Here is a 23,714-nt window from a genome sequence, read left to right as displayed (position 1 = left end):
ATGCGTTATCTTCTCTTGTCCGCATTTATTCTGTCTGCAAGCCCAGCTTTTGCCCATAAAATCATTGCCGATGTTTTCCCTGCAGGAAATTCCGTAGAAGGCGAGATCGGCTTTTCAAGCGGCGATATGGCTGTTGGGTTTCGTGTGGATGTGTTTGACATCAATGGAAATAAAGTTGGCGAAAGCACAACCGATGAAGATGGTTTTTTCACTTGGACACCGGAAGGTGCCCTGCCCGCTGGTCCATTGAAATTCCTGTCTGATCTGGGTGCAGGACATGTGGCAGAAATGATCCTGCCAGCAGCAGATGTCCCGGGTGGTTCAGTGAACTCACCTACCACAGCAGGTGCTGTTGCGGTTAATCTGGAAGCCTCGACTGCAACCGCAATGGATGACACGGCCCTCAGCACAATTGTCGCGTCAGCCGTTCGAAATGAATTGCGTCCGATCCGGCGTGAACTGACGCAGATCCGCGAACGCAACCGTTTCAGCACGATACTGGGTGGCATTGGCATCATTTGTGGATTGTTTGGCGCCTTTTTCTATGTCTCCGCCCGTCGCCAACTGAAGGACACCTCAAAATGACCTATGTCCTGCCTGCTACGACCACCGCACCGGATGTTCCGCCATTAAAACGGCTGGACCCCCGCCTGCGCATTGTAGCAGCAGTGACATTTGCAATCGCAACCGTGGCCCTTCAATCGCTGTTGCTGTTGTGCATTGCGCTACTGGCCGCGATAGCCTTGATGCTGGCGGCGAAACTTCCGCCGGTGCAAACCATAAAGCGGGTCATTGCGATGGATACCTTCATCATCGCAATGATCTTTTTTCTGCCCTTCACCATGGACGGCACGCCGATGTTCTCAGTGTTTGGCTTTGCCGCCAGTTACGAAGGTTTGATCCGCGCTGTCGAAATTGCCCTCACGGCAAATGCCATTGTCATGGCCATGCTCGCGCTTGTCGGTTCCATGGAGGAAGTCACTTTCGGACAGGCCCTATATGCGCTGAAAACGCCGGCCAAACTTGTGCATCTGCTGCTGTTTACCGTGCGCTATATCGAAGTTCTGCGCCAAGAATATCAACGTCTGCGTCAGGCTATGAAATGTCGTGGGTTTCGGCCCGGCACCAACGGCCACACCTATCGCAGTTTTGGTTATCTCATTGGCATGATGCTGATCCGTGCACTGGAACGTTCCGAACGCATCATGGATGCCATGAAATGTCGCGGCTTTACAGGCAGCCTTCCCATGACCCAACGCTTTCACTTTCAGGCTTCTGATCTGGCGTTTCCCTGCATTTTCACCTTATTCCTCACGGCCCTAATCGTTAAAGAATACGTCCTATAATGCTGTTTAAACTTGATAATATTCATCACACATGGCCGCGCCGTGGTGCAATCCTGAACGGTGCGGGGTTTCAGTTGAACACCGGAGACCGCCTTGCCATCACCGGCCATAATGGCGCGGGTAAATCCACCCTTCTGAAAATTATGCTTGGATTAATCATTCCCGATCAGGGAGCAGTCGAAGCCTTCGGCAGCCCTCGGACATGTGAAGCGGATTTTCACGAAGTTCGTCGTCGTGCGGGCCTTGTATTTCAAGATCCAGACGATCAGCTGTTCTGCCCAACAGTCGCTGATGACATCGCATTTGGTCCATTGAATCTTGGGAAATCCCGGGATGAGGCACTGGTCATCGTAGATCGCCTGCTGTCAGATCTGGACCTGATGTATCTACGCGACGCAATTACGCATCGCCTGTCGGGCGGAGAGAAGCGTCTTGTTACACTGGCCTGCGTTCTGGCGATGGACCCCGAGGTTCTGATCCTGGATGAACCGACCAATGCCCTGGATGAAGAAAACGAAGCCCGCCTGACTGAAATCCTGCGGGCCCTTCCCCAATCCATCGTATTGGTCAGCCATGACAAGTGTTTTCGGTCTAAGATCGCCAATCGTAGCCTGCGCCTGAAAGAAGGCCAACTTCACGAAGAAGTCCTTGCAAACTGACATCTGTCCAGCCTGACCATCCCTCAGTTATAAACAAGTAAACCGCATGCAATCGCCCCTCGACATGCGATTTTCTCAGGCTAATCTGTGCGAAAGACGTACAGGGGGATTCCATGGTTTTACACTGGCAAAAAGCGCTTGATCATCACTGGGGCATTGATGCGACTCTCAGTGGCCTTGATGGAGAATATGACCTGAACTTTAAGGCTGACAGCGGCCATGTTCTCAAGGTCATGCGACCGGGATGTGATGCCGCTTTCATCGACATGCAGACCGGTGCAATTGATGCCGCACGAAAAGCAGACACAACCTTACCGCTGCCAGATGTCATCCCCACAAAGTCTGGCGCATTGTTCACAGAGATCACAGATGAGACCGGTGAGATCCGTCTGTGCTGGGTTCTGTCCCTTGTCGCCGGTCGCCCCTGGGCTGATTTCCTGCCCCATACGGATACTCTGATCCATGGCTTGGGTGCACAGAATGCACAGCTAACCCTGGCATTGTCCGGTTTTGAACATTCTGAACTGCACCGTGATTTCAAATGGGATCTAATGAAAGCTGCCTGGGTCAAAAATGATCTACAGGTCATTGAAAATGTTTCACGACGTAGATTGATATCTGAAATCTGCAGCGGGTTTGATGCGGCGTTCCCAGTGCTTCAAACCTTGCCTAAATCCGCCATTCACAACGACCTGAACGACTACAATATTCTTGTGTCAGGCAACCTGACAACCTCCCCGCATATTTCTGGTCTGATCGACTTTGGCGACATGTGTGCAGGCCCGCGCATTGTGGATCTGGCGATCACCGCCGCCTATGTTGTACTTGGGGATGTGGATGCAGAAAAAGCGCTGGTTTCACTTATACAGGGCTATCATTCTGTCAGTCCCTTAACCCCACAAGAGATCGACCTGCTCTGGCCTCTTCTGAAGATGCGCCTGGCCGTTTCCGTGGTGAATTCCACCCTGATGGCCGTTGAAAACCCAGATGACCCTTATGTCACCATCTCTCAGGCCCCTGCTTGGGCGTTCCTTGAAAATCATGGTGTTAACGAAGGTCTGATCAACGCGCGCCTGCGTGCCGCCTGTAACTTGCCGGTGGTGGATGGCGCAGATCGCGTCATGACCTGGCTGGCATCGGAACGCGGCAATTTCGCCTCTGTTATGGGCGACGATCTGAAAGATGCGCCAATTGGTTCCCTGTCTGTCGAAGCCTGCACCACACCGCAAAATCCGTTCGACATGCCCATTTCTGAGGCGGCCTATGTGGGTCGCGAATATGAAGAAGATGATGGTGCTGGCAGCTATAAAACATGGCTTGGCAATTATAATGAACCACGCCTTGTGTATACCGATCACGCCTTCCGCAAAGGCCCCTTTAAAGCCAGTGATCGTCGCACCGTGCATCTGGCGATTGATGCCTTTGCACCGGCCGGTCGCAAACTTCTGGCCCCCTATGATGGAGAGGTTTTCTGTGCTGAATATCGCGCGGGACACCTAGATTATGGCGGCGTTATCATCCTGAAACACGAAACGCCGGATGGAGACAATTTCTACACGCTTTATGGCCACCTGAACCCGGAGTTCCTAGATCGGTTAAACATAGGTGACAAAGTGGCAAAGGGTGATGCGTTCTGTGAACTTGGTGATCCTACACAAAACGGTGGTTGGGCCCCACATGTGCATTTCCAGTTGGCGCTGTCTACGGATGGTATGGGCGAAGACTGGCCCGGCGTTGGTGACCCGGATGAGATGTTCCTTTGGGAACGTCTCTGCCCGAACCCCGCCATGCTGATGAACCTTGATGACGATTACGCGCGTTGGGAACCCACGGACAAATCACAGGTTCAGGCGGATCGTGAGGCATATTTTGGCAAGAACTTGAAACTGTCATACAGCAATCCGGCGATGCTGGTGCGTGGTTGGAAACACCACATGTTTGATGAATGGGGTCGCCCTTATCTGGACGCCTATAACAACGTGCCACATGTTGGTCACGCCCACCCCCGTATTCAGGCGGTGGCTGCGGATCAGCTAAAGCGGATGAACTCCAACACCCGTTATTTGCATCCGGCCCAGGTCGCCTTTGCAGAAAAGATCCGTTCAAAACTGCCGGATCCACTGAATGTTTGTTTCTTCGTCAATTCAGGCACAGAGGCAAATGAACTGGCCCTGCGCCTATCGCGTGCGGCCTCTGGTGCAAAAGGCATGGTCACCCCCAACCACGGCTATCACGGCAACACCACCGGTGCGATTGATATTTCTGCTTACAAGTTCAACGCAAAAGGCGGCGTTGGGCAGGCTGATTGGGTTGAACTGGTGGACGTCGCGGATGATTACAAAGGCAGCTATAAGCGCGATGATCCACAAGCCGCACAGAAATACGCAAATCTGATCGATGACGCGATCATAAGCCTGCAGGAAAAAGGCCATGGTGTGGCTGGTTTCATTGCTGAAACCTTCCCGTCAGTCGGTGGTCAGATCATTCCGCCGAAAGGCTATCTACCTGCGGTTTATGATAAAATCCGTGCGGCTGGTGGTATTTGTATTGCCGATGAGGTTCAAACAGGTCTCGGGCGCCTTGGCGACTATTATTTCGCGTTTGAACATCAAGGCGCGGTGCCTGATATTGTGGTCCTTGGCAAACCTATTGGCAATGGTCACCCGCTTGGCGTGGTCATCACCACCCGTGAAATTGCCGATAAATTCGCTGAAGGGCCTGAATATTTTTCCACCTTTGGGGGATCCACACTGTCTTGCCGTATGGGTAAAGAAGTGCTTGATATCGTTGACGACGAAGGCTTGCAGGAAAACGCACAGGCGCGTGGCGGTGAACTCATGACAGGCCTTGAAAGCCTTATGTCAAAACATGAAGTCATCGGTGACATTCGTGGTATGGGGCTGTTTATTGGCGTCGAACTGGTCACAGATCGCGATACAAAAGAACCTGCAACAGATGCCGCATCCTATGTGATTAACCGTCTGCGCGAACATCGCATCCTGACCGGGCGTGAAGGGCCAAATGACAACATCTTGAAAATCCGACCGCCTCTGACAATTGATGCCGAAGACATCGATATGTTGATCGGCGTGATGGATAAAGTTTTGAACGAAGTTACCTGTCTGATGCGATGAAACAGTTGGCTGACGGAATGCCGTCAGCCAACCGTGTTGACGCCTGCATCCCTGCCCGCTACGAACGGGAAAAGACGAAAAGAGGCTTCCATGCTGTATACATCAGGCAAAGACTGGCTGAACGCTAAAACCAAGCAGGTCATGCTGTTTGCTATGTCTGGCCTTGGGAAAACTTATACCTCTGACATGTTGCGGCAATCCGGCGATTGGTTCCATTATTCAGTCGATTACCGCATCGGCACACGATACATGGGCGAACATATCGTCGATAACTTTAAACGCGAAGCGATGAAAACACCGTTTCTGGCCGAACTTCTGCGTTCTGATTCAATCTATATCGCCTCAAATATCACCTTTGAAAATCTTACGCCTTTGTCGACTTATCTGGGCAAACCGGGCAATCCAGATCAAGGTGGAATAGCATTCGCCGAATACCTGAAACGCCAGCAACAGCATCGCACAGCGGAAATCGCATCCCTTATGGATACGGCGCATTTCATCGAACGTGCCCAGGCGCTTTATGGATACAGTCATTTCATCGGCGACAGTGGCGGCTCTATTTGCGAAGTGGTCGATCCTGAAGACCCAAATGACCCGGTGCTAAAAAGCCTATCTGATAACCTATTGATGGTCTGGATCGAAGGATCTGATGATCACACAGAGGAACTGATCCGCCGCTTTGATAAGGCGCCGAAACCCATGTATTACCACCCCAAAATCTTAGAAGATTCCTGGAGTGAATATCTGAATGAAAACAACATTCAGGAAGATGGTGTTAATCCAAATAAGTTCATCCGCTGGGCCTATCGTCGGGCTGTGGAACATCGCCAGCCTCAGTATCGTGCAATAGCCCAAAACTGGGGTGTGACCGTGCAGGCGGATGATGTTGCGAAGATCCGTAACGAAGATGATTTCAACCAACTGATCGCACAGGCAATAGACGCGCGAATGTGATGGGGCTGCGACTTGTTCGTAACGCCCCCTTATCATATTTACCCTATATACATGTCTGAGGTCACAAAATGCCTATCAAAATTCCGTCCAGCCTGCCCGCCTTCAAAGTTCTTTCTGAAGAAGGTGTTATGGTCATGGGCGAAGGACGCGCCGCCAACCAAGATATCCGCCCGCTTCGCATCGCTTTGCTGAACCTGATGCCGAAAAAAATTCAGACCGAAAATCAATTTGCCCGGCTGATTGGCGCAACGCCTTTACAGATTGACCTGCATTTGATCCGTATGTCTGAACATCAAACTCGTAATACGGCCGCAGAACATATGGAAGAATTTTACCGTCCCTTTAACGAAGTCAAAGATCAGAAATTTGATGGGCTGATCATCACCGGCGCACCGATCGAACACCTTCCGTTCAACAATGTGACTTACTGGAAAGAATTGACCGAAGTATTTGAATGGACACAAACAAATGTTCATTCAACCTTCGGCGTTTGCTGGGGTGGCATGGCGATGATCAATTATTTCCATGGCGTGCAGAAACATAAGCTGGAACACAAAGCGTTCGGTTGTTTCAAGCATCACAACCTTGATTGTACCTCGCCCTATCTGCGCGGATTTTCAGATGAATGTGTGGTGCCCGTCAGCCGTTGGACTGAAATGCATCAGGCCGAGATTGATCAGGCAAAAGGTTTAAAAACACTGCTGTCATCAGACAAATCTGGGCCGTGTCTGGTCGAAGACCCTGGCCACCGCGCCCTATATATCTTCAATCATTTCGAATACGACAGTGGCACCTTGAAAGAAGAATATGATCGCGATGTTGCCAGCGGCACGCCGATCAATGTGCCTGATAACTATTATCCGGGTAATGATCCATCGCGTGAACCGCGCAACAGATGGCGCAGTCATGCCCACTTGCTGTATGGCAACTGGATCAACCAGATCTATCAAACCACGTCATATGATATCTCTCTGATTGGGACCGACCAAGGGTAAGCCTGTTGCAACCCAGTCCCCCGAGCAGCATAAATGGTAAAGTGACGGAGATTTACATGACGACCGATCAGAACGACCTGCCTTTTGAAGGTGCTATCAGCCAGTTTTTCAATAAGGATGCGCCACAATTTATACGTGATGCCATTCAAAACTGTGGTAAAAAGGACATTTTATCAGAGAGTTACCCTTATCAATCCCGTATGTCGCAGAAGGACTATGAAACGCGGATGGAAGCGCTTCAGATTGAACTGGTCAAGCTTCTAACCCACATCAAACACACGGGCGAACGTATCGTTGTTGTGTTTGAAGGGCGCGATGCAGCGGGGAAAGGTGGAACGATCAAGCGGTTGCGTGAAAACCTAAACCCACGTTCAGCCCGGGTTGTCGCCCTTTCCAAACCCAGTGAACGTGAAGCCGGCCAGTGGTATTTTCAGCGTTACACCAAACATTTGCCAACCGCAGGTGAAATGGTTCTGTTTGACAGATCCTGGTATAATCGTGGGGTTGTCGAAAAGGTTTTTGGGTTTTGTGAGGATACAGACAGGGAACGGTTCTTTGAACAGCTTCCCGGATTTGAACAGCAGATCACCTCGGAAGGCATACATCTGTTTAAGATCTGGCTGAATGTCGGCCGCTCGGAACAATTGAAACGGTTCCTCAAGCGTGAAAAAGACCCGCTAAAACAATGGAAGCTTAGCTGGATTGATGTTGAAGGCCTGAAGAAGTGGGACGAATATTCACACGCCATCCACGAAACATTCGACCGCAGTCACACCGTGGATCAGCCTTGGACAATCATTCGCAGCGATGACAAAAAACGCGCCCGCCTTGCTGCCATAGAGCACATTCTGCATTCTATTGACTACAAAGGCAAAAACAGCAACGCCATTCAGGGACCTGACCCCGAAATTTGCGGCAGCCCTGCGCTGTGGGATATGGGCTGAATGGTAAAAAAACGCGGCTATCACCACGGAAATTTACGAGCAGCCTTGGTTGAGGCAGCCCTGTCCTTGATCGAAGAAAAAGGCCCCACGGGTTTCACTCTGTCAGAGGCTGCAAAACGTGCTGGTGTCACCCCTGCCGCCGTTTACCGGCACTTTGACGGTCGTGAAGAACTGATCGCAGAAGCCGCCCGTCAAGGTTACGAAATTTTTGCAGATCTGCTGACATTTGCTTGGAACAAGGGCGACCTGACGGATCTTGCCCGTTTTGAAGCCATTAGCCGCGCTTATCTGACCTTTGCCCGCCGTTACCCTGGGCATTACGTAGCGATGTTTGAAAGTGGAATTCAGACAAGCCGATCGCCAGAACTTGCAGAGGTTGCCGCCCGTGCGATGGGCGTTATGGAACGGGCAGCAGAACAGCTGATCAACCACATTCCCGCCAGTCGCCGCCCCCCGGCCCGCATGTTTTCGGCACATATCTGGGCGATGTCACACGGGGTTGTCGAATTATTCGCCCGCAACAGCCCCGGAAATGCGTCACCTTTTGCACCGGAAGAACTGCTGGAAAGTGGTATTGGTGTTTATCTGCGTGGCCTAGGCCTGATCGATCCCGATCATTAACCCCGATCCTCGGTTTTACTTCCCCGATCTTTCCTGCGCTTCCGCCTAGAACTTATAGCTCCGATGAGTTTCCAAATAACATCACCGGGCCGAGGCAAGCCAAAGGATCTCATTGTGAACTCGACAAACCGCCCCAGCCACCAGACCGCGATCACACACAGAGTAATCGCAAAATATGATAGAATAACCGCCCCTTCACCTTCGGACGGTGCCAAAAGAAAGACCCGCAGTGCACTACCTAAAATGAACCCAACAATCGAGTACCCAAGTACTTTACGTATCGAATGCTTTTCAATGATCGCAATTGCAGGCTGAGCCATCAGGAATGCGGCGAAGACCCCAAAGGGTATTGCGGAGATAACGTATTGCCAAAGCCCCGAACTCGCATCGGGTTTAAATCGGCTCAACAGCACGCCCGACAAGGTCGCCGCAACAACAGCCAGCAGAAACGTCGCAAACAACCGTGTAAACGCATCAGGCCGAACAGCACCCGTTTCTTTTGATGCGAGGATCATATCATCATCAATCATACCGTTTTGTAGATTGGAATTGTGGAAAAAATGGGTCGAAATGGCCTGATTTTTTCAGTCACTACCTACAAAAGTATGATCATTTTTGACAAAAGCACGAGACTGTTTCTAAATTCAGTTTAAATTCGATCAGAACATTAACACCTAAGGTCCACCGATAAAGACCAAATACAATCAAACAAAAAGGCCCGCAGAAAGCGAGCCTTTTATAATTTTGAATAATCCGAAAATTAACGCTTAGAGAACTGGAAGCTACGACGCGCTTTGCGCTTACCGTATTTCTTACGTTCAACAACACGAGAGTCACGTGTCAGGAAGCCAGCAGCTTTCAGAGCGCCGCGCAGGGAGGGTTCATAAAGCTGCAGAGCTTTAGAAATACCGTGCTTCACCGCACCAGCCTGACCGGTCAGACCGCCACCTTTAACAGTTGCGTAAACGTCGAATTCGCCTTCAACGCCTGCAACCTGCATAGGTTGACGCAGGATCAGCTGCAGAACTGGACGTGCAAAGTAAACGTCTTGGTCTTTGCCGTTCACAACAACTTTGCCGGAACCTGGTTTGATCCAAACGCGTGCAACCGCATCTTTACGTTTACCAGTTGCGTATGAGCGACCCAGTTCGTCACGAACAGGTTCACGTGGCTCAGCAACTTCTACGAGTGCTTCCAAAGATGTAACACCTTCAGCAACAGAGTTCAGCTCATCGAGAGATTTGATATCGTCAGACATGATCAGCTCCGTGTGTTTTTCTTGTTCAGGGCTTTAACGTCCAGAACTTCGGGCTTCTGTGCTTCTTGGCCGTGCTCAGCACCAGCGTAAACGCGCAGATTGGTCATCACTTTGCGTGACAGTTTGTTGCCTGGCAGCATGCGCTGAACAGCTTTCATGACAACGCGCTCAGGGTGGTCACCCTCAAGGATTTGACCGATTGAGCGTTCTTTGATCCCGCCCGGGTGGCCAGTGTGCCAATAGAACTTTTTGTCAGAGCGTTTCTTGCCGGTCAGCTGAATTTTGTCAGCATTGATCACGATGACATTGTCACCCATGTCCATGTGTGGCGTGAAGGACGCTTTGTGTTTGCCGCGCAGGCGCATGGCAACGATCGAAGCAAGACGACCCAGAACAACGCCTTCAGCGTCGATCAGGATCCATTTCTTGTCGATGTCTGCCGGAGTAGCAGAAAAGGTTTTCATAGGAGTAACCCCAGTTTTGAAGTTGAGCGAACAGCAGGACGCTATTCTGAATTCGATGTTGGGGTTTTATAGGTTCTACGCGCACAGTCAAGCGCAGCAATGTTAATATAATCAATTAAAAACAGCTACTTACAAATAAGGTATTTAAATACCTCACATTTTATCCCCAATCAGGCGGACATTTCACCCGCCTGAAGGATTACTTAAATACTTCAGCGTATATATCGCGTCCTACACTGATCGGCTCCCCAAAAGGCCCTGAACTGTATATGTCAGGATCGCCGCCCCTATCGCGCCAACAACGGCAATCAGTGCCAGAACCATTACATCAACTGGCCCACCAAGGTCAGAAAACGCTGAATGGGTCATATGCTGCACAAAGATTACCGCACCAACTGCGCCAAATGGCATAGCCATCTGGGCCAACAGGAATTTCTTCCAGCTGACGGCCCGATCCCGCACCAGAACGTAAATATAGCCAACAGTCACCAAAAGCGCCACTCCGACCATAGCCCAGAACAGTCCTTTGCCGAAGATTTCCTCAAACACCGCAAAAAGGGTGGATAATGTCAGTTCTTTCATTGTCTCTCTCCCTTATGCCCGGCCACGCAGCATTGCGTTATAGGTGGCTTTCAGCGCGACTTCTTTCATCAACCAAGAAATCCAAAGCTCTTCCAATGGGGCGATCACCCCGGGGAAGCTCGGCACCAGATTGTTGTCATAATCGAATTCAACCAACATGGCGCGGCCGATCTTGGTGATCAGCGGACAAGACGTATAGCCATTGTAACGCGCGTCACTTTCCTGGCCTTGGATCTGGGCGATCAGCTGTTCTTCAACCACAGGCACCTGCCATTTCACACTGGCAGCCGTTTTGCCCTTTGGCACACCAGCAACATCGCCGCAGGCGAAGATTTCCGGGTAACGATTGTGACGCAGCGTGTATTGATCGACCTCAACCCAGCCTTGCCCGACCCATTTATCCGCCCATGGCAGCGGCGAGTTCATAATGACATCCGGCGCACGCTGTGGAGGGATAACATTGGTGAAATCATAGGGCAGTTCTGTGTCGCCCTCGGGTGTCGTGAATGTTGCCAATTTCTTTGCCGGATCAATGGCTTTCATCACATGGTTATGATGTACATCAACGCCGCGATCATCGAACAGCATGCGCACCTTTTCATTGACTATCGGCACGCCAAACAAACCGTTGTTATGGGCGGCATAGGTCATTTCCACCTTGCCACGGGTGCCTTTGCGCCGGGCATAGTCGTCGGTCAGGAAGGTATATTTCAGCGGCGCACCAGCGCATTTCATGCCGGTCGCCGGACGTGTAAACAGCCCAACGCCACCTTCATCGGTGAACTTGTCCATCGCAGTCCAGGTTTTCGCGGCATATTCCGGGCCAGCATACACCGCCCCAATGCCGTTTTCACCGACCATATCAAGAGAGAAACCTTCGATCTTGTCCCAGTCAAGTTTCAAACCTGGTGCAACAATTAGGTAATCATACGCAACATCCGCCTGCCCGGTGATCCGCAAAACTTTGCTTTCAGGATCGATTTCACTTGCGAAAGCATTGATGAAGTTCACGCCGCTCGGCAACCACGTATCATTGCTGCTGACGGAATAATCCGCAGGCTTCAGCCCCGCAGCGATCAAGGTAAACCCCGGCTGATACAAGTGGCGCGGGCGCCCATCGATTATGGTGATATCTGCGCCGTTCAGCCGGTCATTCAACCGGTTGGCAAGCGCCATACCTGCAGCCCCTGCCCCAAGAATAACAATACGCGCAGATGTATTGATGCTTTGCGCTTTTGCTTTGCCTGAAGCTGCCACACTGGCCACGCCTCCGGCTGCCAGCATCCCCAAAAGGGCCCGACGATTAAGGTTCATTTTATGTTCAGACACGGCCTGTTCCCCGTTCTGTGATGGCCTGGCTGGCGGGGAACAGTTTAAGAATGACGGTTTCGTGATACTTTGATTCAGATCAATTCGGGGTTAACGCGCCTGATCTGCGGGGGGAATGGAATAGGTTAGCGAAGCCCGCGCCACAGGGCGCGCGTCCCCCTCTGAGTAAATCAGCACATCCCCGACAACCAGCGCCCGCCCCATTTTCAGGATACGTGCCGTGCCGATCAGATCCGTATTCGCCGCCGGTTTGCGCATGAAATCAATGGAACAATTTGTAGTCACGGCCAGCGCAACCTTACCAAGCCGCGCCAGGATCGCCGCATACATAGCGCAATCCGCAAGGGCAAACATAGACGGGCCGGACACCGTACCACCGGGGCGCAGATGACGTTCACCTACAACAAGACGCAGATCGGTTTCATCGCCTTCCAGACGTTCCACCCGGAAATCTTCAGCAACCTGAGGAAAGATCTGCCCCATCCAGGTTTCAAGTTCTTGAACATCCATTTGAAATGCCATGATTGCCTCCCCGCACGCTTTCGGTCAGAGTGACGCAAACCAGCAAAGGGAACAAGATGAGCGATCTGATTTTACGCAACGACACAACCGAAGGCGTGACGCGTCTTGTTATGAATTCAGACCGCAATCTGAACGCGTTATCTGATGCTATGTTGGCAGAACTGTCCAGGCAGCTTGACGAAATTTCCAATGATAACAAAGTCAAAGTCGTAATCCTTGCGGGTGCAGGGCGTGTTTTTTGTGCGGGCCATGATTTGAAAGAAATGACAGCAAAACGCACCGCAGCAGACGGTGGGCGCGCTGGGTTTCTTGATCTGTTCCAGCGCTGCAGTCAGGTTATGCAAAAGATTACCACCCTGCCTCAGCCCGTGATTGCCGAGGTGCATAACATTGCCACCGCCGCCGGCTGTCAGCTGGTCGCGACCTGTGATCTGGCCGTCTGTGCAGAAGGTACACGTTTTGGCGTCAATGGGGTCAATATTGGCCTATTCTGTTCAACACCGATGGTCGCATTGACGCGAAATATCCCACGAAAACAGGCGTTTGAGCTGCTAACCACCGGTGAATTTCTATCCGCAGATCAGGCCCTTTCCATGGGGCTGATCAACCGCGTGGTCGCCCAGGAAAACCTGGAACAGGAAACCATGGCGCTGGCACAAAAGATCGCGGCCAAACAATCAAGCGCTGTGAAAATTGGCAAAGAAGCCTTTTACAAACAGCTCGAGATGCCCCTGTCAGATGCCTATGATTACACGGGGCAAGTGATCACCGAAAACATGATGTTACAGGAAACCGAAGCTGCGATTGACGCCTTTATTCACCGCAAAAAGTGACATGCACATCCCATACACAATCTATGCATATCCTATGCATACATCATACATATCAAATTCTATCCCTGAGTACGTTCAGAGGGTGTGGGGGAAGATCTTCCCCCACATGTCACACGGGTCTGATCACAGCTTGTAGATGTCGCTGAACTTCTCTTCCAGATACTCCATCAACGGTGCCTCAGATGGTTCAAACCCACAGGCATGTGTGATGGTTTCACGCGGATCACGCAGGCCGCCATATTGATGCAGGTTCTCACGCAGCCAACTTGTCGCCGGGCTTGTATCGCCTTTCTCAAGACTTGTATCCAGATCCGGTAAATCTGCGCGCATGGCTTTGTTCAGATTGCCGGAATAGACCGTACCAAGGCTATAGGTCGGGAAATACCCAAACATCCCTACTGACCAATGCACATCCTGCATGCAGCCCTGGGAAGGTTTCGTTACCGCAAAACCAAAATCTGCCTCAAACCGGCTGTTCCAGGCCTCTGGTAGATCAGCAACTGACAATTCACCGGAAATCAATTTCTGTTCCAGGTCAAACCGCAGAAGGACATGTAGATTATACTGCAGCTCATCCGCTTCTGTGCGAATATAGCCGTCATTCACCCGGTTCACCGTGCCATAGAATTCATCGGCATTGTCGACGCCGATGTCGCCAAACATCTCACGCACCGCGCCATACATCCAGGTTGTGAACGCGCGCGAACGACCGATCTGATTTTCATAAATCCGGCTTTGGCTTTCGTGCACCCCCATGGAAATGCCACGCCCCAGCGGCGTCAGCAGGTGCTGGTCATCAATGCCCAGTTCATAGCAGGCGTGGCCCACTTCGTGGATGGTGGAATAGAAACAGTTGAACGGGTCATTTTCGACAGTGCGGGTGGTGATCCGTGCTTCCTGCCCCGATCCAAGTGAGAACGGATGCACAGCACGATCAATACGACCATGGTTGAAATCATAACCAAAGCGTTCTGCCAGAACATGGGCAAACTTCATCTGGTCATCTGCGGTGAATGTGCCGTTCAATTTTTTCGGCTGATGGGAAGACCCTTTGACCTTATCCAGCAAGGCCACAAGACGCGGACGCATCGCATCGAACATCGCGCCAAGGCTTTCAGCCGTTGCGCCGGTTTCATAATCCTGCACCAGCGCGTCATAGGCATTGCCCATGCCGTCTTCGCCCTGGGCCATGGCTTCGCCTTCTTCGCGGCGCAGTTGGATGATGCGTTCAAGGACCGGTGCAAAAGCTGCAAAATCTTCATTTTTGCGCGCTTCGGCCCAATCGGCCTGAGCAAGGCTGGTTTCACGTGCCAAAGTTTCGGCAAGATCCGCAGGAATTTTAGAATTGCGGGAAAATTTGCGTTTTATGAGACGCAGGTTCGCCGCCTGAATTTCGGTCAGGTTTTCAAGCGATGCTTTTTCAATCCAATCCCCCATGCGCGGATCGGTACGGCGGGCATGTAGCACCGCCTCCATCGCTTCTATTTCTTCCGCACGCTGCGCAGTTGCCCCGCGCGGCATAACGGTTTCCTGATCCCAGGCCAGACGCTGAGAGGTTTGGTTCAGGGCTTCGGTACGGCGCTGAAACGCCATCAGTTCGGAAAAGCTGCTCATCTTATTCTTTCTGTTGTATCAGTCGCGTACAGATTGTTCTTTTGGATGAAGGGCGGCAAAACGCGCCCGTAGGATCATAACCCAGAGCACAATCGCCCCAAGCTGATGCAATATCGCAAGGTGCAGAGGCGCTGCATTCATTACGGTGACGATCCCCAGCACGGCCTGCATTCCCATCATGGCCAGCACAACGGTAAACGCACCTTTGGTAAAACTATTGCCAGACGCGCGGGATTTGCGCCATGCGATGATCGCAAAGATCAGCAGCAGATAGCCCGCCAGGCGGTGAATAAACTGCGTGAGGGCCGCATTTTCAAAGAAATTCGTCCAGATCGGCACAAGCATGAACATGTCATCCGGAATGATCTGCCCGCCCATATAAGGCCAATCAATATAGCCGCGTCCCGCATCAATGCCCGCAACCAGAGCCCCAAGAAGGATCTGCAGGAAAGCAAAATGCATAAGGCCCGTGCCCATTGAGAAAAGCTTTTTATCTTTGCCACGACGCGCCTTCATCAGGGCAGCTTCGGACTGTGCCAGCCCCATCATATGCCAAGCGATCAGGCCGAGAATGATAAAGGCCAGACCCAGATGGATTGCCAAGCGGTAAGACGCCACATCCACAACGCGCCCGGTCAGGCCGGATGACACCATCCACCAGCCGATTGCGCCCTGCAAACCGCCAAGCGCACCAAGCACCAGCAGGCGTTGTGTCCAGCCGACAGGAATTTGTTTGCGGATCAGGAACCAGAAGAACCCAATCGCCCAGACCAGCCCGATAAAGCGTCCAAGGAACCGATGCCCCCATTCCCACCAATAGATAGACTTAAACCCATCCAGATCCATGGCATGATTTTGCAACTGAAATTCAGGGATCTGCTGGTATTTGGCGAATTCGGCCTGCCAGGCTGCGTCATTCATCGGTGGCAAGGCCCCTTTGACAAGGTTCCATTCCGTGATGGACAGCCCGCTGTCGGTCAGACGCGTCAGCCCGCCCACAAGGATCATGACCACGACCAAAGCAAACAAAATACCCAACCAAATACGGATCGCACCACGTGCACCACGGGATTTTGCATCGATCATTCCCGGTTGCGCGGCAGGCTGCGCGGGTTGATCACCGCTGACCTCTTCAAAAATGCTGCGTTTCTGGCTCATGGCTGGCTCCTGTAACTTATGGGGAACCTATGCCTGCAACCGCCGGGCTGCAAGATGCGAAACGCTTATCAGGCCAGAGTGGGTCGGTGCAGGTTGCGTTTAATCGCCACGGGTCTTCCAGCGTACCATCTGACGCATCACACCATGCAGTGTCTGCACATCTGCCCGTGTCAAAGGCATACGTGACCAGAAATTGCGCAGGTTCAGCTTCATACTGTCGGCCTTGGCTTCTGGAAAAAAGAAACCGGCTTCCTCGAGACGATCTTCATAATGTTCTGCAAGTTTTGCCACCTCATGTTGCGGGGCAAATTCGGTTTTGGCCATTTCCATGCTTTCAGCAGGCATGCCATGGCCCTCCTGCCCCCATTCATAGGCGGTCAGCAACACGCATTGCGCAAGGTTCAGAGAGGCAAAGTCAGGGTTCACCGGCACCGAGATAATCGCATTGGCGCGCGCCACATCTTCATTCTCAAGCCCGGCCCGTTCCGGACCAAACATCACGCCAACTTTCTTGCCTTCCGCAATCAATGCGCGGGCATGGGCCATAGCACGTTCAGGCGACATAATGGGTTTGGTCAAACCTCGGTGGCGGGCGGTTGTTGCAAAGACATAATCACAATCCGCAAGTGCTGCATCGGTGCTGTCAAACAGCTGCGCTTCTTCCAGCAGGCGCCCGGCCCCGGACGCCATGGCAACGGCTTTGGTGTTGGGCCAGCCATCCCGAGGGCTGGTGATACGCATGCGATCTAGGCCAAAGTTCCACATAGCACGTGCAGCCCCCCCAATATTTTCCCCCATTTGCGGGCGGATCAGGATGAAACTTGGTTGTGCGGATTTATCAGTCATATCAGGCCCCGGTAACATGCGCCCCTGATACTGCGCAGACGAGACAGGCGCAAGCCAGAGTGCCCCCGCATCAAACCTTGGACATATAGCCAAGTTGAATTTCAGCAAGGATGTGCCATCATACCGTTATATTGAAGTGGAGATTTTTATGACTGACACAAAGACAGACATGATTTCCTTTGTACGGCTGACTGAGATCTCGGAAGACACCATCTTACAGCAGATGAATGATCCGAGAGTATCCCAAGACATGCCCCTTCTGAAAACCCTGTGGGATATCAGTACCGTACGGTTATTTGTCAGAGCCAAAGAAGCCATGTGGAAGAAAGATGGTCTGGGCCATTGGGCGATCCTTCATAACGCGCAATATATTGGTTGGGGCGGCTTTCAGAAAGAAGGCCATGAATGGGATTTTGGCCTTGTTCTGACCCATTCCGGGTTTGGGCATGGGTTCAAGATCTGGCGTAAAGCGATGGAGTTTGCCAGGCATGACAAACGCATTCCCTATATCACCTTTCTTCTGCCGCCCTCTCGTAGAAACATCGGTGCCGTGACGCGCTGTGGTGCGGTTCAGACAGGTGAAATCACCTATGATGGCAGCCAGTTTCTGAAATTCAGGGTCGAAACCTAAGAATACCGCAACGGCCGGTCTTTGCCTTACGTCCGGAATGGCGTATAGGGGCGCAAAGATGCGGAAGGAAACGGCACATGGCCACGGATCAAAGCGAAAACATCACGCCACAGATTTATCTGGTGACGCCTGCAGAATTTGAACTTTCTGAATTTCCAGCCCGCCTTGCGCAGGTTCTGGATGCCCATGACATTGCCTGCGTGCGCATGGCAATGACCACCACCGACGAAAGCCGCCTGTCCCGCGCCGGGGATATTCTGCGGGAAACCTGTCATTCCCGTGACGTGGCCATCGTGATGGACAGCCATGTTTTGCTGGCGGAAAAGCTGGGGTTTGACGGGGTTCACCTGACAGATGGTGGCAAAGGCCTGCGTAAGCTGCGGGAAACCCATGGACCTGATTTCATTCTGGGTGCCCATTGTGGGGCCAGCAACCATGACGGCATGTCCGCAGGGGAAGCCGGTGCCGATTATGTTAGTTTTGGCCCGGTTGGGGACACGCTGACCGGGGATGGCACCAAAGCAGAAAAAGATCTGTTTAAATGGTGGTCCGAGATGATCGAAGTTCCGGTCGTTGCCGAAGGTGTTTTGGATGAAGATCTGATCAGAACCCTTTCCCCTTACACAGATTTTTTCGGTATCGGCGATGAAATCTGGCGTCAGGAAGATCCGGCTGAGGCATTGGGTAAACTTCTGGCTGCAATGCAGGCCTAACCCCTGTAGATGCGTAAATAGACAACCGGGTTTCAGCAAAGGACCCGGTTTTTTATTGCGTTACGGTTGAGATAAATCTTTTTTGTATACATTCGCATACCGTCTTTCTTTTTTCATCCCACCAGGGTAAAACGCCCTCAAATCCGATTCCAACTCAAAGAGGCCTCTCATGACCAAAATTAAGGTAGAGAATCCCGTCGTAGAACTCGACGGTGACGAAATGACCCGCATCATCTGGCAGTTCATCAAAGACAAACTGATCCTGCCATACCTTGATATTGATCTGAAATATTATGACCTTGGTATCGAAGCACGCGACGAAACCAACGACCAAATCACCGTGGATGCGGCGGAAGCGATCAAGAAATACGGCGTTGGCGTAAAATGTGCGACCATCACCCCGGATGAAGCCCGCGTTGAAGAATTCGGTCTGAAGAAAATGTGGCGTTCGCCAAACGGCACGATCCGCAACATCCTTGGTGGTGTTGTGTTCCGTCAGCCGATCATCTGTTCCAACGTGCCACGTCTGGTTCCAGGTTGGACACAGCCGATCGTTATCGGCCGTCACGCCTTTGGCGATCAGTATAAAGCGACTGATTTCCTTTTCCCTGGCAAGGGCAAGCTGACAATGAAATTCGTCGGCGAAGATGGCACCACCATTGAAAAAGACGTTTATGACGCCCCTGCTGCCGGTGTTGCGATGGGCATGTATAACCTGGATCAGTCCATCATCGATTTCGCACGCGCGTCTATGAACTATGGTCTGAAACTGGGCTGGCCTGTGTATCTGTCCACCAAGAACACCATCCTGAAAGCCTATGACGGCCGTTTCATGGATCTGTTCCAAAAGGTGTACGAAGAAGAATTCGAAGCTGAGTTTAAAAAAGCCGGCATCACCTATGAACACCGCCTGATTGACGACATGGTGGCATGCGCGATGAAATGGAACGGTGGTTTTGTTTGGGCTTGTAAGAACTATGACGGCGACGTTCAGTCCGACACAGTTGCGCAGGGCTTTGGTTCACTTGGTCTGATGACCTCACAACTGATGACCCCAGACGGAAAAATCGTGGAAGCCGAAGCGGCGCACGGTACAGTGACCCGTCACTACCGTCAGCACCAGGCCGGTAAAGAAACCTCCACCAACTCTATCGCGTCTATCTTTGCATGGACGGGTGGTCTGAAGCACCGCGCGAAACTGGATGAAAACAGCCAGCTGATGAACTTTGCGGAAACACTGGAAAAAGTCATCGTGGACACTGTTGAATCCGGCGACATGACCAAAGACCTGGCGCTCCTGGTTGGTCCAGATCAGAAATGGCTGACCACTATGGGCTTCCTTGAAAAGGTAAATGAGAACCTTTCTAAGGCATTGGCAGGCTAACCCCCGCCCCTTGTCTTAATCTGAAAGGCGATGCGCAACAGCGTGTCGCCTTTTTCTTTGCCTGCAAACCCTGGGAATTGATCCTGTTTTCTATTGATTTAAATGCAAAACAACCCAAGGGAGATTTGCGGTCTATGTGCCACACAAGGTGGCAGATGCATTGCGGGTGCTTGCAGGCCAGATTGATTGGCATTTCAACAACTGTCTCGATCTTCAGGGATTTGTCCCACATCAAAGCGATGAAGACGAAAATCTTATTCCGCCTTGGGTGTCGGGATAGATCTGGTTATTGGCGCACGCCCGAAACGCCGCATGACTTCGCAGAACAGGCCGGGGTCCGGTATGTTTTGAAGCCCATCTGAAAAACAAAACGGGCCGCATCCATAAGATATGGCCCGTTTTTAGTTGTATTGCGCTTCTGTTTTGAAAGCCAAATCAGATCAGGATGACGCTTTTTCTTCCAGCTCCATCCATTCTTCTTCCGCCGCAGTCAGGGCGTCCTGGCGTTCTGTCATGGCCTCAGTGGCTTTCTTGAACTTTAGGGGTTCTTTTGTGAAAAGCTCGGGATCAGACATGAATTGCGTTAATTTGGCGATCTCGGCCTCCAGGCGTTCGATTTCCGCAGGCAGTGCTTCAAGGCGGTGCTGTTCGGTGTATGACAGTTTTTTCTGCACAGGTTTTGGCGCGGCTGGTTCTGCCTTGGGTTTATCCGTTTTTACCTTTGGCTTTGCAGCTTTAACTTCAGCGATAGCTTCGCTGCGCTGCGCCTGATAATCAGACCAACCGCCGGCATAAATCACAGCTTTCCCATCACCTTCCATAACAATGGTTGTTGCCGCGACCCGATCCAGAAAATCCCGGTCGTGGGAAACCAAGATCACCGTGCCGTCATAATTGTCCAGAAGGTCCTGCAAAAGATCGAGCGTTTCAACATCCAGATCGTTGGTCGGTTCATCCATCACCAACAGGTTCGACGGACGCGCCATCAGACGGGCCAGCAAAAGACGCGCCTTTTCACCGCCGGATAAGGAACGGACCGGCGCACGGGCCTGACGTTCATCAAAGAGAAAATCCTTAAGATACCCGACAACATGACGCGGCGCGCCACGCACCATCACCTGATCTGATCGCCCGGACACACCCAACGTTGGATCCAGTGACAGGTTATCCCAAAGGCTTTTGTCGCCATCCAAGCCTTCGCGGCTTTGATCGAAAAACGCCATTTCCAAGCCGGTGCCCTGGCTGACTGTGCCGCTGTCTGGCTGCATTTCACCGATCAGCATCTTCAATAGCGTGGTTTTGCCCGCGCCATTGGGGCCAACCAGCGCCACACGATCCCCACGATTGATGCGCAGATCAAAGGGTTTCAGAATGGTTTTGTCGCCAAAAGATTTGGCAATTTCGCTGGCCTCGATCACCTTGCGGCCTGATTTTTGCCCACTGTCGAGTTCCATCGCGGCCACGCCTTGACGGCGGATCTGGCCGGACCGTTCTGCACGCAGTTCCTGCAAGGCACGCACCCGGCCTTGGTTGCGTTTGCGGCGCGCGGAGATGCCTTCCACAGCCCAGCGGGCTTCGGATTTAATTTTGCGATCCAGCTTGTGGCGCGCGATATCCTCTTCTTCCCAGGTTTTGTCGCGCCAGGCTTCGAAATGGGAAAAGCTTTTCTCCATGCGACGCGTCATTCCCCTGTCAACCCAAAGGGTTCCACGGGAAAGTTCACGTAAAAATGCACGGTCATGGCTGATTAAAACAAATCCGCTCTGCGTTTCTTTCAGCTGATTTTCAAGCCAAGTAATGGCTTCGATATCCAGGTGGTTTGTGGGTTCATCCAACAGCATCAATTCCGGCGCTTCGCCTAAGAGTTTTGCCAGTGCTGCGCGGCGACGTTCCCCGCCAGAGGCCGTGGATACAGGCGTATCCGGATTGAATTTCAGCCCTTCCGCGGCCATTTCTACGCGCCAAGCTTCTGACGGTTCCAGATCAGACAAAGCGAATTCGCCCAGGGTTTCAAAACCAGATAGATCCGGATCCTGTTCCATATATCCGACGGAAACGCCAGGCGACACAACCCGCAGACCTTTGTCCGGTTCAACCATACCGGCCATCATTTTCATCAGGGTCGATTTGCCCGACCCATTGCGCCCGACAAGCGCCAAACGGTCCCCAGGCTGAACGATCAGATCGAGATTGTCAAAAATGGGATCTCCGCCAAATGTAAGCGAAATTCCGGTGAGCTGAAGAAGAGGTGTACGTGCCATAACATGCAGCTAGCGCGCCACCTGTCAAAGGTCAACGTATCAACGGGCCCCCATGCGCAAAAGACGTGCCCGTGCCGGGGGAATTGCGCTGATTTCCAGTCCGGTGAAGACATGCAAAGTGTTCAGGTCACGATCGACAACGGCGTGATCCGATACCCAGCCCCCCATCACCAGATAGCTGCGCAACAGCGGCGGCATGGTTTTCATCGCACGTTTCGCATCAGGCTTACGTTTCAGGCGCTGCGCGAAACGAAAGTTTTCGGGTGTTTTGATGTGTGGCAGAAACCGGTTTGGTGCAAGATGCCGATCCCGCAAAAGGGCGAATGTATCGTAATATTCTTCCGCTTCTGTGCCCTGAAAGGACGAACAGCCAAACAGCATTTCCACCCCGTTTTCATCCACATATCGCGTCATCGCCCCCCAGGCGACACGCAGGATATCGGGATCGGTATAATCAGGATGAATGCAGAAACGGCCCATCTCTGCCATCACGCCACCAAACCCAGAAAGTCGTTCTAAATCATAATACTGTGAAGAATAGCTTTTGTTGATTTGCGCGCCGGATTTCAAGGACAACAGGCGAAAGCAACAAACAGGAACACCTGTTTTGATCTCTTCTATTAGGATATGATGGCACTGTTCATCAAACGCATCCAGATCAGGGGCAGCCCCGCTGCGAAAGCGGCCCTGACGCAAGCTTTGCACGGCTGCAATGTCATCTTCAGAACGCGCCGCACGTGCGGCGTATCGGCCTTTACGCAAGCTGATCATTCCGTCTCCCTGATCATTCACTGACATGCTATACTACAGATGTGACAGAAACCTGACGGAAAAATAATCACGCATCATTTTCCGCAAACAAAAGCCCCGGACAATCGCCAGGGCTTTCAAACAATGCAAGTGTGACGCCTTAGTTGTCCCCGAGGAACTGATCTGCAGCGAAGTTACCGAAGTTACCAAACAGCTGTTTCAGGAAGGAAACACCTTTGATGTTGGAATCAGTGATGCGCCGGGACAGAACAATCACCTGCCCGTCATCCAGACCGAAACGTTCGATATTTGAAACAACCCCATCACTGTCAAAGCTGACAGCTACGACTTCGCGTTCAATTTCGACAGGGGCCTTCCAGGCGAATTGCCGCCAGCGGCTTTCCACATAATACCAGCCACTGTTGGCCAAAATACCCGCCGAAGTCGGACGTCCGATCACAGACGCAACCGTTTCCTGTGTATCCACACCAACAAGAACCTGTTCAAGATCCCCTTCAATCGGTGTATAACCATGGTTTCGGTACTGGGCGCTGCATCCCGCAAGTGAAGCCGCAAAAGCCAGCGCTACAATGGGTTTAATCAATGTCTTAAGCCCTGCCATCTTCTGTATCCCGCTGTTATTCACCCGATTGGGCATATTTTCTTTATAAAACACCGGATATAGATGCCTGCGCACACCGGCTGCCCCTTGCATA

The 23,714-nt window shown here is 51.9% G+C and carries 24 protein-coding genes; 12 read left to right on the top strand and 12 right to left on the bottom strand.

The genetic code is table 11. The features are described from left to right. The 8 genes from ACPGUT_RS04775 (at position 1) to ACPGUT_RS04740 (ending at position 8,653) form a co-directional block, all read left to right on the top strand. The gene (locus ACPGUT_RS04775) at positions 1-585 is read left to right on the top strand and encodes a cobalt ABC transporter permease (RefSeq protein WP_423989176.1); all 585 of its coding nucleotides are present in this window, start codon (positions 1-3) and stop codon (positions 583-585) included. After that, positions 582-1,346: a cobalt ECF transporter T component CbiQ gene (gene cbiQ, locus ACPGUT_RS04770; RefSeq protein WP_423989175.1), complete on the top strand. Its 765-nt coding sequence runs from the start codon at positions 582-584 to the stop codon at positions 1,344-1,346. Before ACPGUT_RS04775 ends, cbiQ begins: the two co-directional genes overlap by 4 nt. Beyond that, entirely contained in the window at positions 1,346-2,005 is a 660-nt protein-coding gene (locus ACPGUT_RS04765; RefSeq protein ID WP_423989174.1) for an energy-coupling factor ABC transporter ATP-binding protein, read from the top strand. Before cbiQ ends, ACPGUT_RS04765 begins: the two co-directional genes overlap by 1 nt. Before the next feature lie 113 nt (positions 2,006-2,118). Next, positions 2,119-5,139: an aminotransferase class III-fold pyridoxal phosphate-dependent enzyme gene (locus tag ACPGUT_RS04760; protein WP_423989173.1), complete on the top strand. Its 3,021-nt coding sequence runs from the start codon at positions 2,119-2,121 to the stop codon at positions 5,137-5,139. A 90-nt stretch (positions 5,140-5,229) separates the two neighbouring features. Next, a complete protein-coding gene (locus tag ACPGUT_RS04755) occupies positions 5,230-6,093 on the top strand; it encodes an ATPase (RefSeq protein WP_423989172.1) in 864 nt (287 codons plus the stop codon). 68 nt (positions 6,094-6,161) lie between these two features. Next, positions 6,162-7,088 (top strand): homoserine O-acetyltransferase MetA, encoded by a 927-nt coding sequence (gene metA, locus ACPGUT_RS04750; RefSeq protein WP_423989171.1) that lies wholly within the window; start codon positions 6,162-6,164, stop codon positions 7,086-7,088. Between the two features lie 56 nt (positions 7,089-7,144). Next, positions 7,145-8,032 carry a polyphosphate kinase 2 gene (ppk2, locus tag ACPGUT_RS04745; RefSeq protein WP_423989170.1) on the top strand — a complete coding sequence of 296 codons (888 nt, stop codon included), beginning with the start codon at positions 7,145-7,147 and terminating at the stop codon, positions 8,030-8,032. Beyond that, a complete protein-coding gene (locus ACPGUT_RS04740) occupies positions 8,033-8,653 on the top strand; it encodes a TetR/AcrR family transcriptional regulator (RefSeq protein WP_423989169.1) in 621 nt (206 codons plus the stop codon). Here the strand turns inward: ACPGUT_RS04740 and ACPGUT_RS04735 are convergent. The 6 genes from ACPGUT_RS04735 to ACPGUT_RS04710 form a co-directional block, all read right to left on the bottom strand. After that, a complete protein-coding gene (locus tag ACPGUT_RS04735; protein ID WP_423989168.1) occupies positions 8,650-9,183 on the bottom strand; it encodes a hypothetical protein in 534 nt (177 codons plus the stop codon). The genes ACPGUT_RS04740 and ACPGUT_RS04735 overlap by 4 nt on opposite strands. 230 nt (positions 9,184-9,413) lie before the next feature. After that, a complete protein-coding gene (gene rpsI / locus ACPGUT_RS04730) occupies positions 9,414-9,911 on the bottom strand; it encodes a 30S ribosomal protein S9 (RefSeq protein WP_423989167.1) in 498 nt (165 codons plus the stop codon). A 2-nt stretch (positions 9,912-9,913) separates the two neighbouring features. Further along, the gene (gene rplM / locus ACPGUT_RS04725; protein WP_423989166.1) at positions 9,914-10,375 is read right to left on the bottom strand and encodes a 50S ribosomal protein L13; all 462 of its coding nucleotides are present in this window, start codon (positions 10,373-10,375) and stop codon (positions 9,914-9,916) included. 231 nt (positions 10,376-10,606) lie between these two features. Then, positions 10,607-10,957 carry a DUF5368 domain-containing protein gene (locus tag ACPGUT_RS04720; protein WP_423989165.1) on the bottom strand — a complete coding sequence of 117 codons (351 nt, stop codon included), beginning with the start codon at positions 10,955-10,957 and terminating at the stop codon, positions 10,607-10,609. Positions 10,958-10,969: 12 nt separating this feature from the next. Then, a complete protein-coding gene (locus tag ACPGUT_RS04715; protein WP_423989164.1) occupies positions 10,970-12,286 on the bottom strand; it encodes an NAD(P)/FAD-dependent oxidoreductase in 1,317 nt (438 codons plus the stop codon). A 90-nt stretch (positions 12,287-12,376) separates the two neighbouring features. Continuing rightward, complete coding sequence (locus ACPGUT_RS04710; protein WP_423989163.1) at positions 12,377-12,808, bottom strand: PaaI family thioesterase; 432 nt, start codon at positions 12,806-12,808, stop codon at positions 12,377-12,379. Positions 12,809-12,864: 56 nt separating this feature from the next. On the opposite strand from ACPGUT_RS04710, the gene ACPGUT_RS04705 reads away from it, so the two are divergent. Further along, the gene (locus tag ACPGUT_RS04705; RefSeq protein WP_423989162.1) at positions 12,865-13,641 is read left to right on the top strand and encodes an enoyl-CoA hydratase; all 777 of its coding nucleotides are present in this window, start codon (positions 12,865-12,867) and stop codon (positions 13,639-13,641) included. Positions 13,642-13,764: 123 nt separating this feature from the next. Here the strand turns inward: ACPGUT_RS04705 and ACPGUT_RS04700 are convergent, their stop codons facing one another. The 3 genes from ACPGUT_RS04700 to ACPGUT_RS04690 all read right to left on the bottom strand — a co-directional run bounded on the left by ACPGUT_RS04700 (position 13,765) and on the right by ACPGUT_RS04690 (position 17,259). Next, complete coding sequence (locus tag ACPGUT_RS04700; protein WP_423989161.1) at positions 13,765-15,255, bottom strand: carboxypeptidase M32; 1,491 nt, start codon at positions 15,253-15,255, stop codon at positions 13,765-13,767. Positions 15,256-15,273: 18 nt separating this feature from the next. Further along, positions 15,274-16,413 (bottom strand): heme A synthase, encoded by a 1,140-nt coding sequence (gene ctaA / locus ACPGUT_RS04695; RefSeq protein WP_423989160.1) that lies wholly within the window; start codon positions 16,411-16,413, stop codon positions 15,274-15,276. Positions 16,414-16,512: 99 nt separating this feature from the next. Continuing rightward, complete coding sequence (locus tag ACPGUT_RS04690; protein ID WP_423989159.1) at positions 16,513-17,259, bottom strand: RNA methyltransferase; 747 nt, start codon at positions 17,257-17,259, stop codon at positions 16,513-16,515. Between the two features lie 148 nt (positions 17,260-17,407). Here ACPGUT_RS04690 and ACPGUT_RS04685 point away from each other — a divergent pair, with 148 nt between their 5' ends. The 3 genes from ACPGUT_RS04685 (at position 17,408) to ACPGUT_RS04675 (ending at position 19,987) form a co-directional block, all read left to right on the top strand. Next, the gene (locus tag ACPGUT_RS04685; RefSeq protein WP_423989158.1) at positions 17,408-17,890 is read left to right on the top strand and encodes a GNAT family N-acetyltransferase; all 483 of its coding nucleotides are present in this window, start codon (positions 17,408-17,410) and stop codon (positions 17,888-17,890) included. A 77-nt stretch (positions 17,891-17,967) separates the two neighbouring features. Beyond that, positions 17,968-18,603, top strand: coding sequence for a thiamine phosphate synthase (locus ACPGUT_RS04680; protein WP_423989157.1), 636 nt, complete (start codon positions 17,968-17,970; stop codon positions 18,601-18,603). 169 nt (positions 18,604-18,772) lie between these two features. Next, positions 18,773-19,987, top strand: a complete 1,215-nt coding sequence (locus tag ACPGUT_RS04675) for an NADP-dependent isocitrate dehydrogenase (RefSeq protein WP_423989156.1) — start codon at positions 18,773-18,775, stop codon at positions 19,985-19,987. Between the two features lie 440 nt (positions 19,988-20,427). On the opposite strand, the gene ACPGUT_RS04670 is transcribed toward ACPGUT_RS04675, so the two are convergent. From ACPGUT_RS04670 to ACPGUT_RS04660, 3 genes are all read right to left on the bottom strand, one after another. Continuing rightward, on the bottom strand, positions 20,428-22,248 hold the full coding sequence (locus ACPGUT_RS04670; RefSeq protein WP_423989155.1) for an ABC-F family ATP-binding cassette domain-containing protein: 1,821 nt from the start codon (positions 22,246-22,248) through the stop codon (positions 20,428-20,430). Between the two features lie 39 nt (positions 22,249-22,287). Beyond that, positions 22,288-23,019, bottom strand: coding sequence for a GNAT family N-acetyltransferase (locus tag ACPGUT_RS04665; RefSeq protein WP_423989154.1), 732 nt, complete (start codon positions 23,017-23,019; stop codon positions 22,288-22,290). Positions 23,020-23,158: 139 nt separating this feature from the next. Continuing rightward, on the bottom strand, positions 23,159-23,620 hold the full coding sequence (locus tag ACPGUT_RS04660) for an outer membrane protein assembly factor BamE (protein ID WP_423989153.1): 462 nt from the start codon (positions 23,618-23,620) through the stop codon (positions 23,159-23,161). Positions 23,621-23,714: the final 94 nt, after the last annotated feature.

It is taken from the genome of Halocynthiibacter sp. (assembly GCF_049608145.1).
GTDB lineage: Bacteria > Pseudomonadota > Alphaproteobacteria > Rhodobacterales > Rhodobacteraceae > Halocynthiibacter.
The sequence above is the reverse complement of the archived record's forward strand: the minus strand, read 5'-3'. Positions and strand labels throughout refer to the sequence as shown.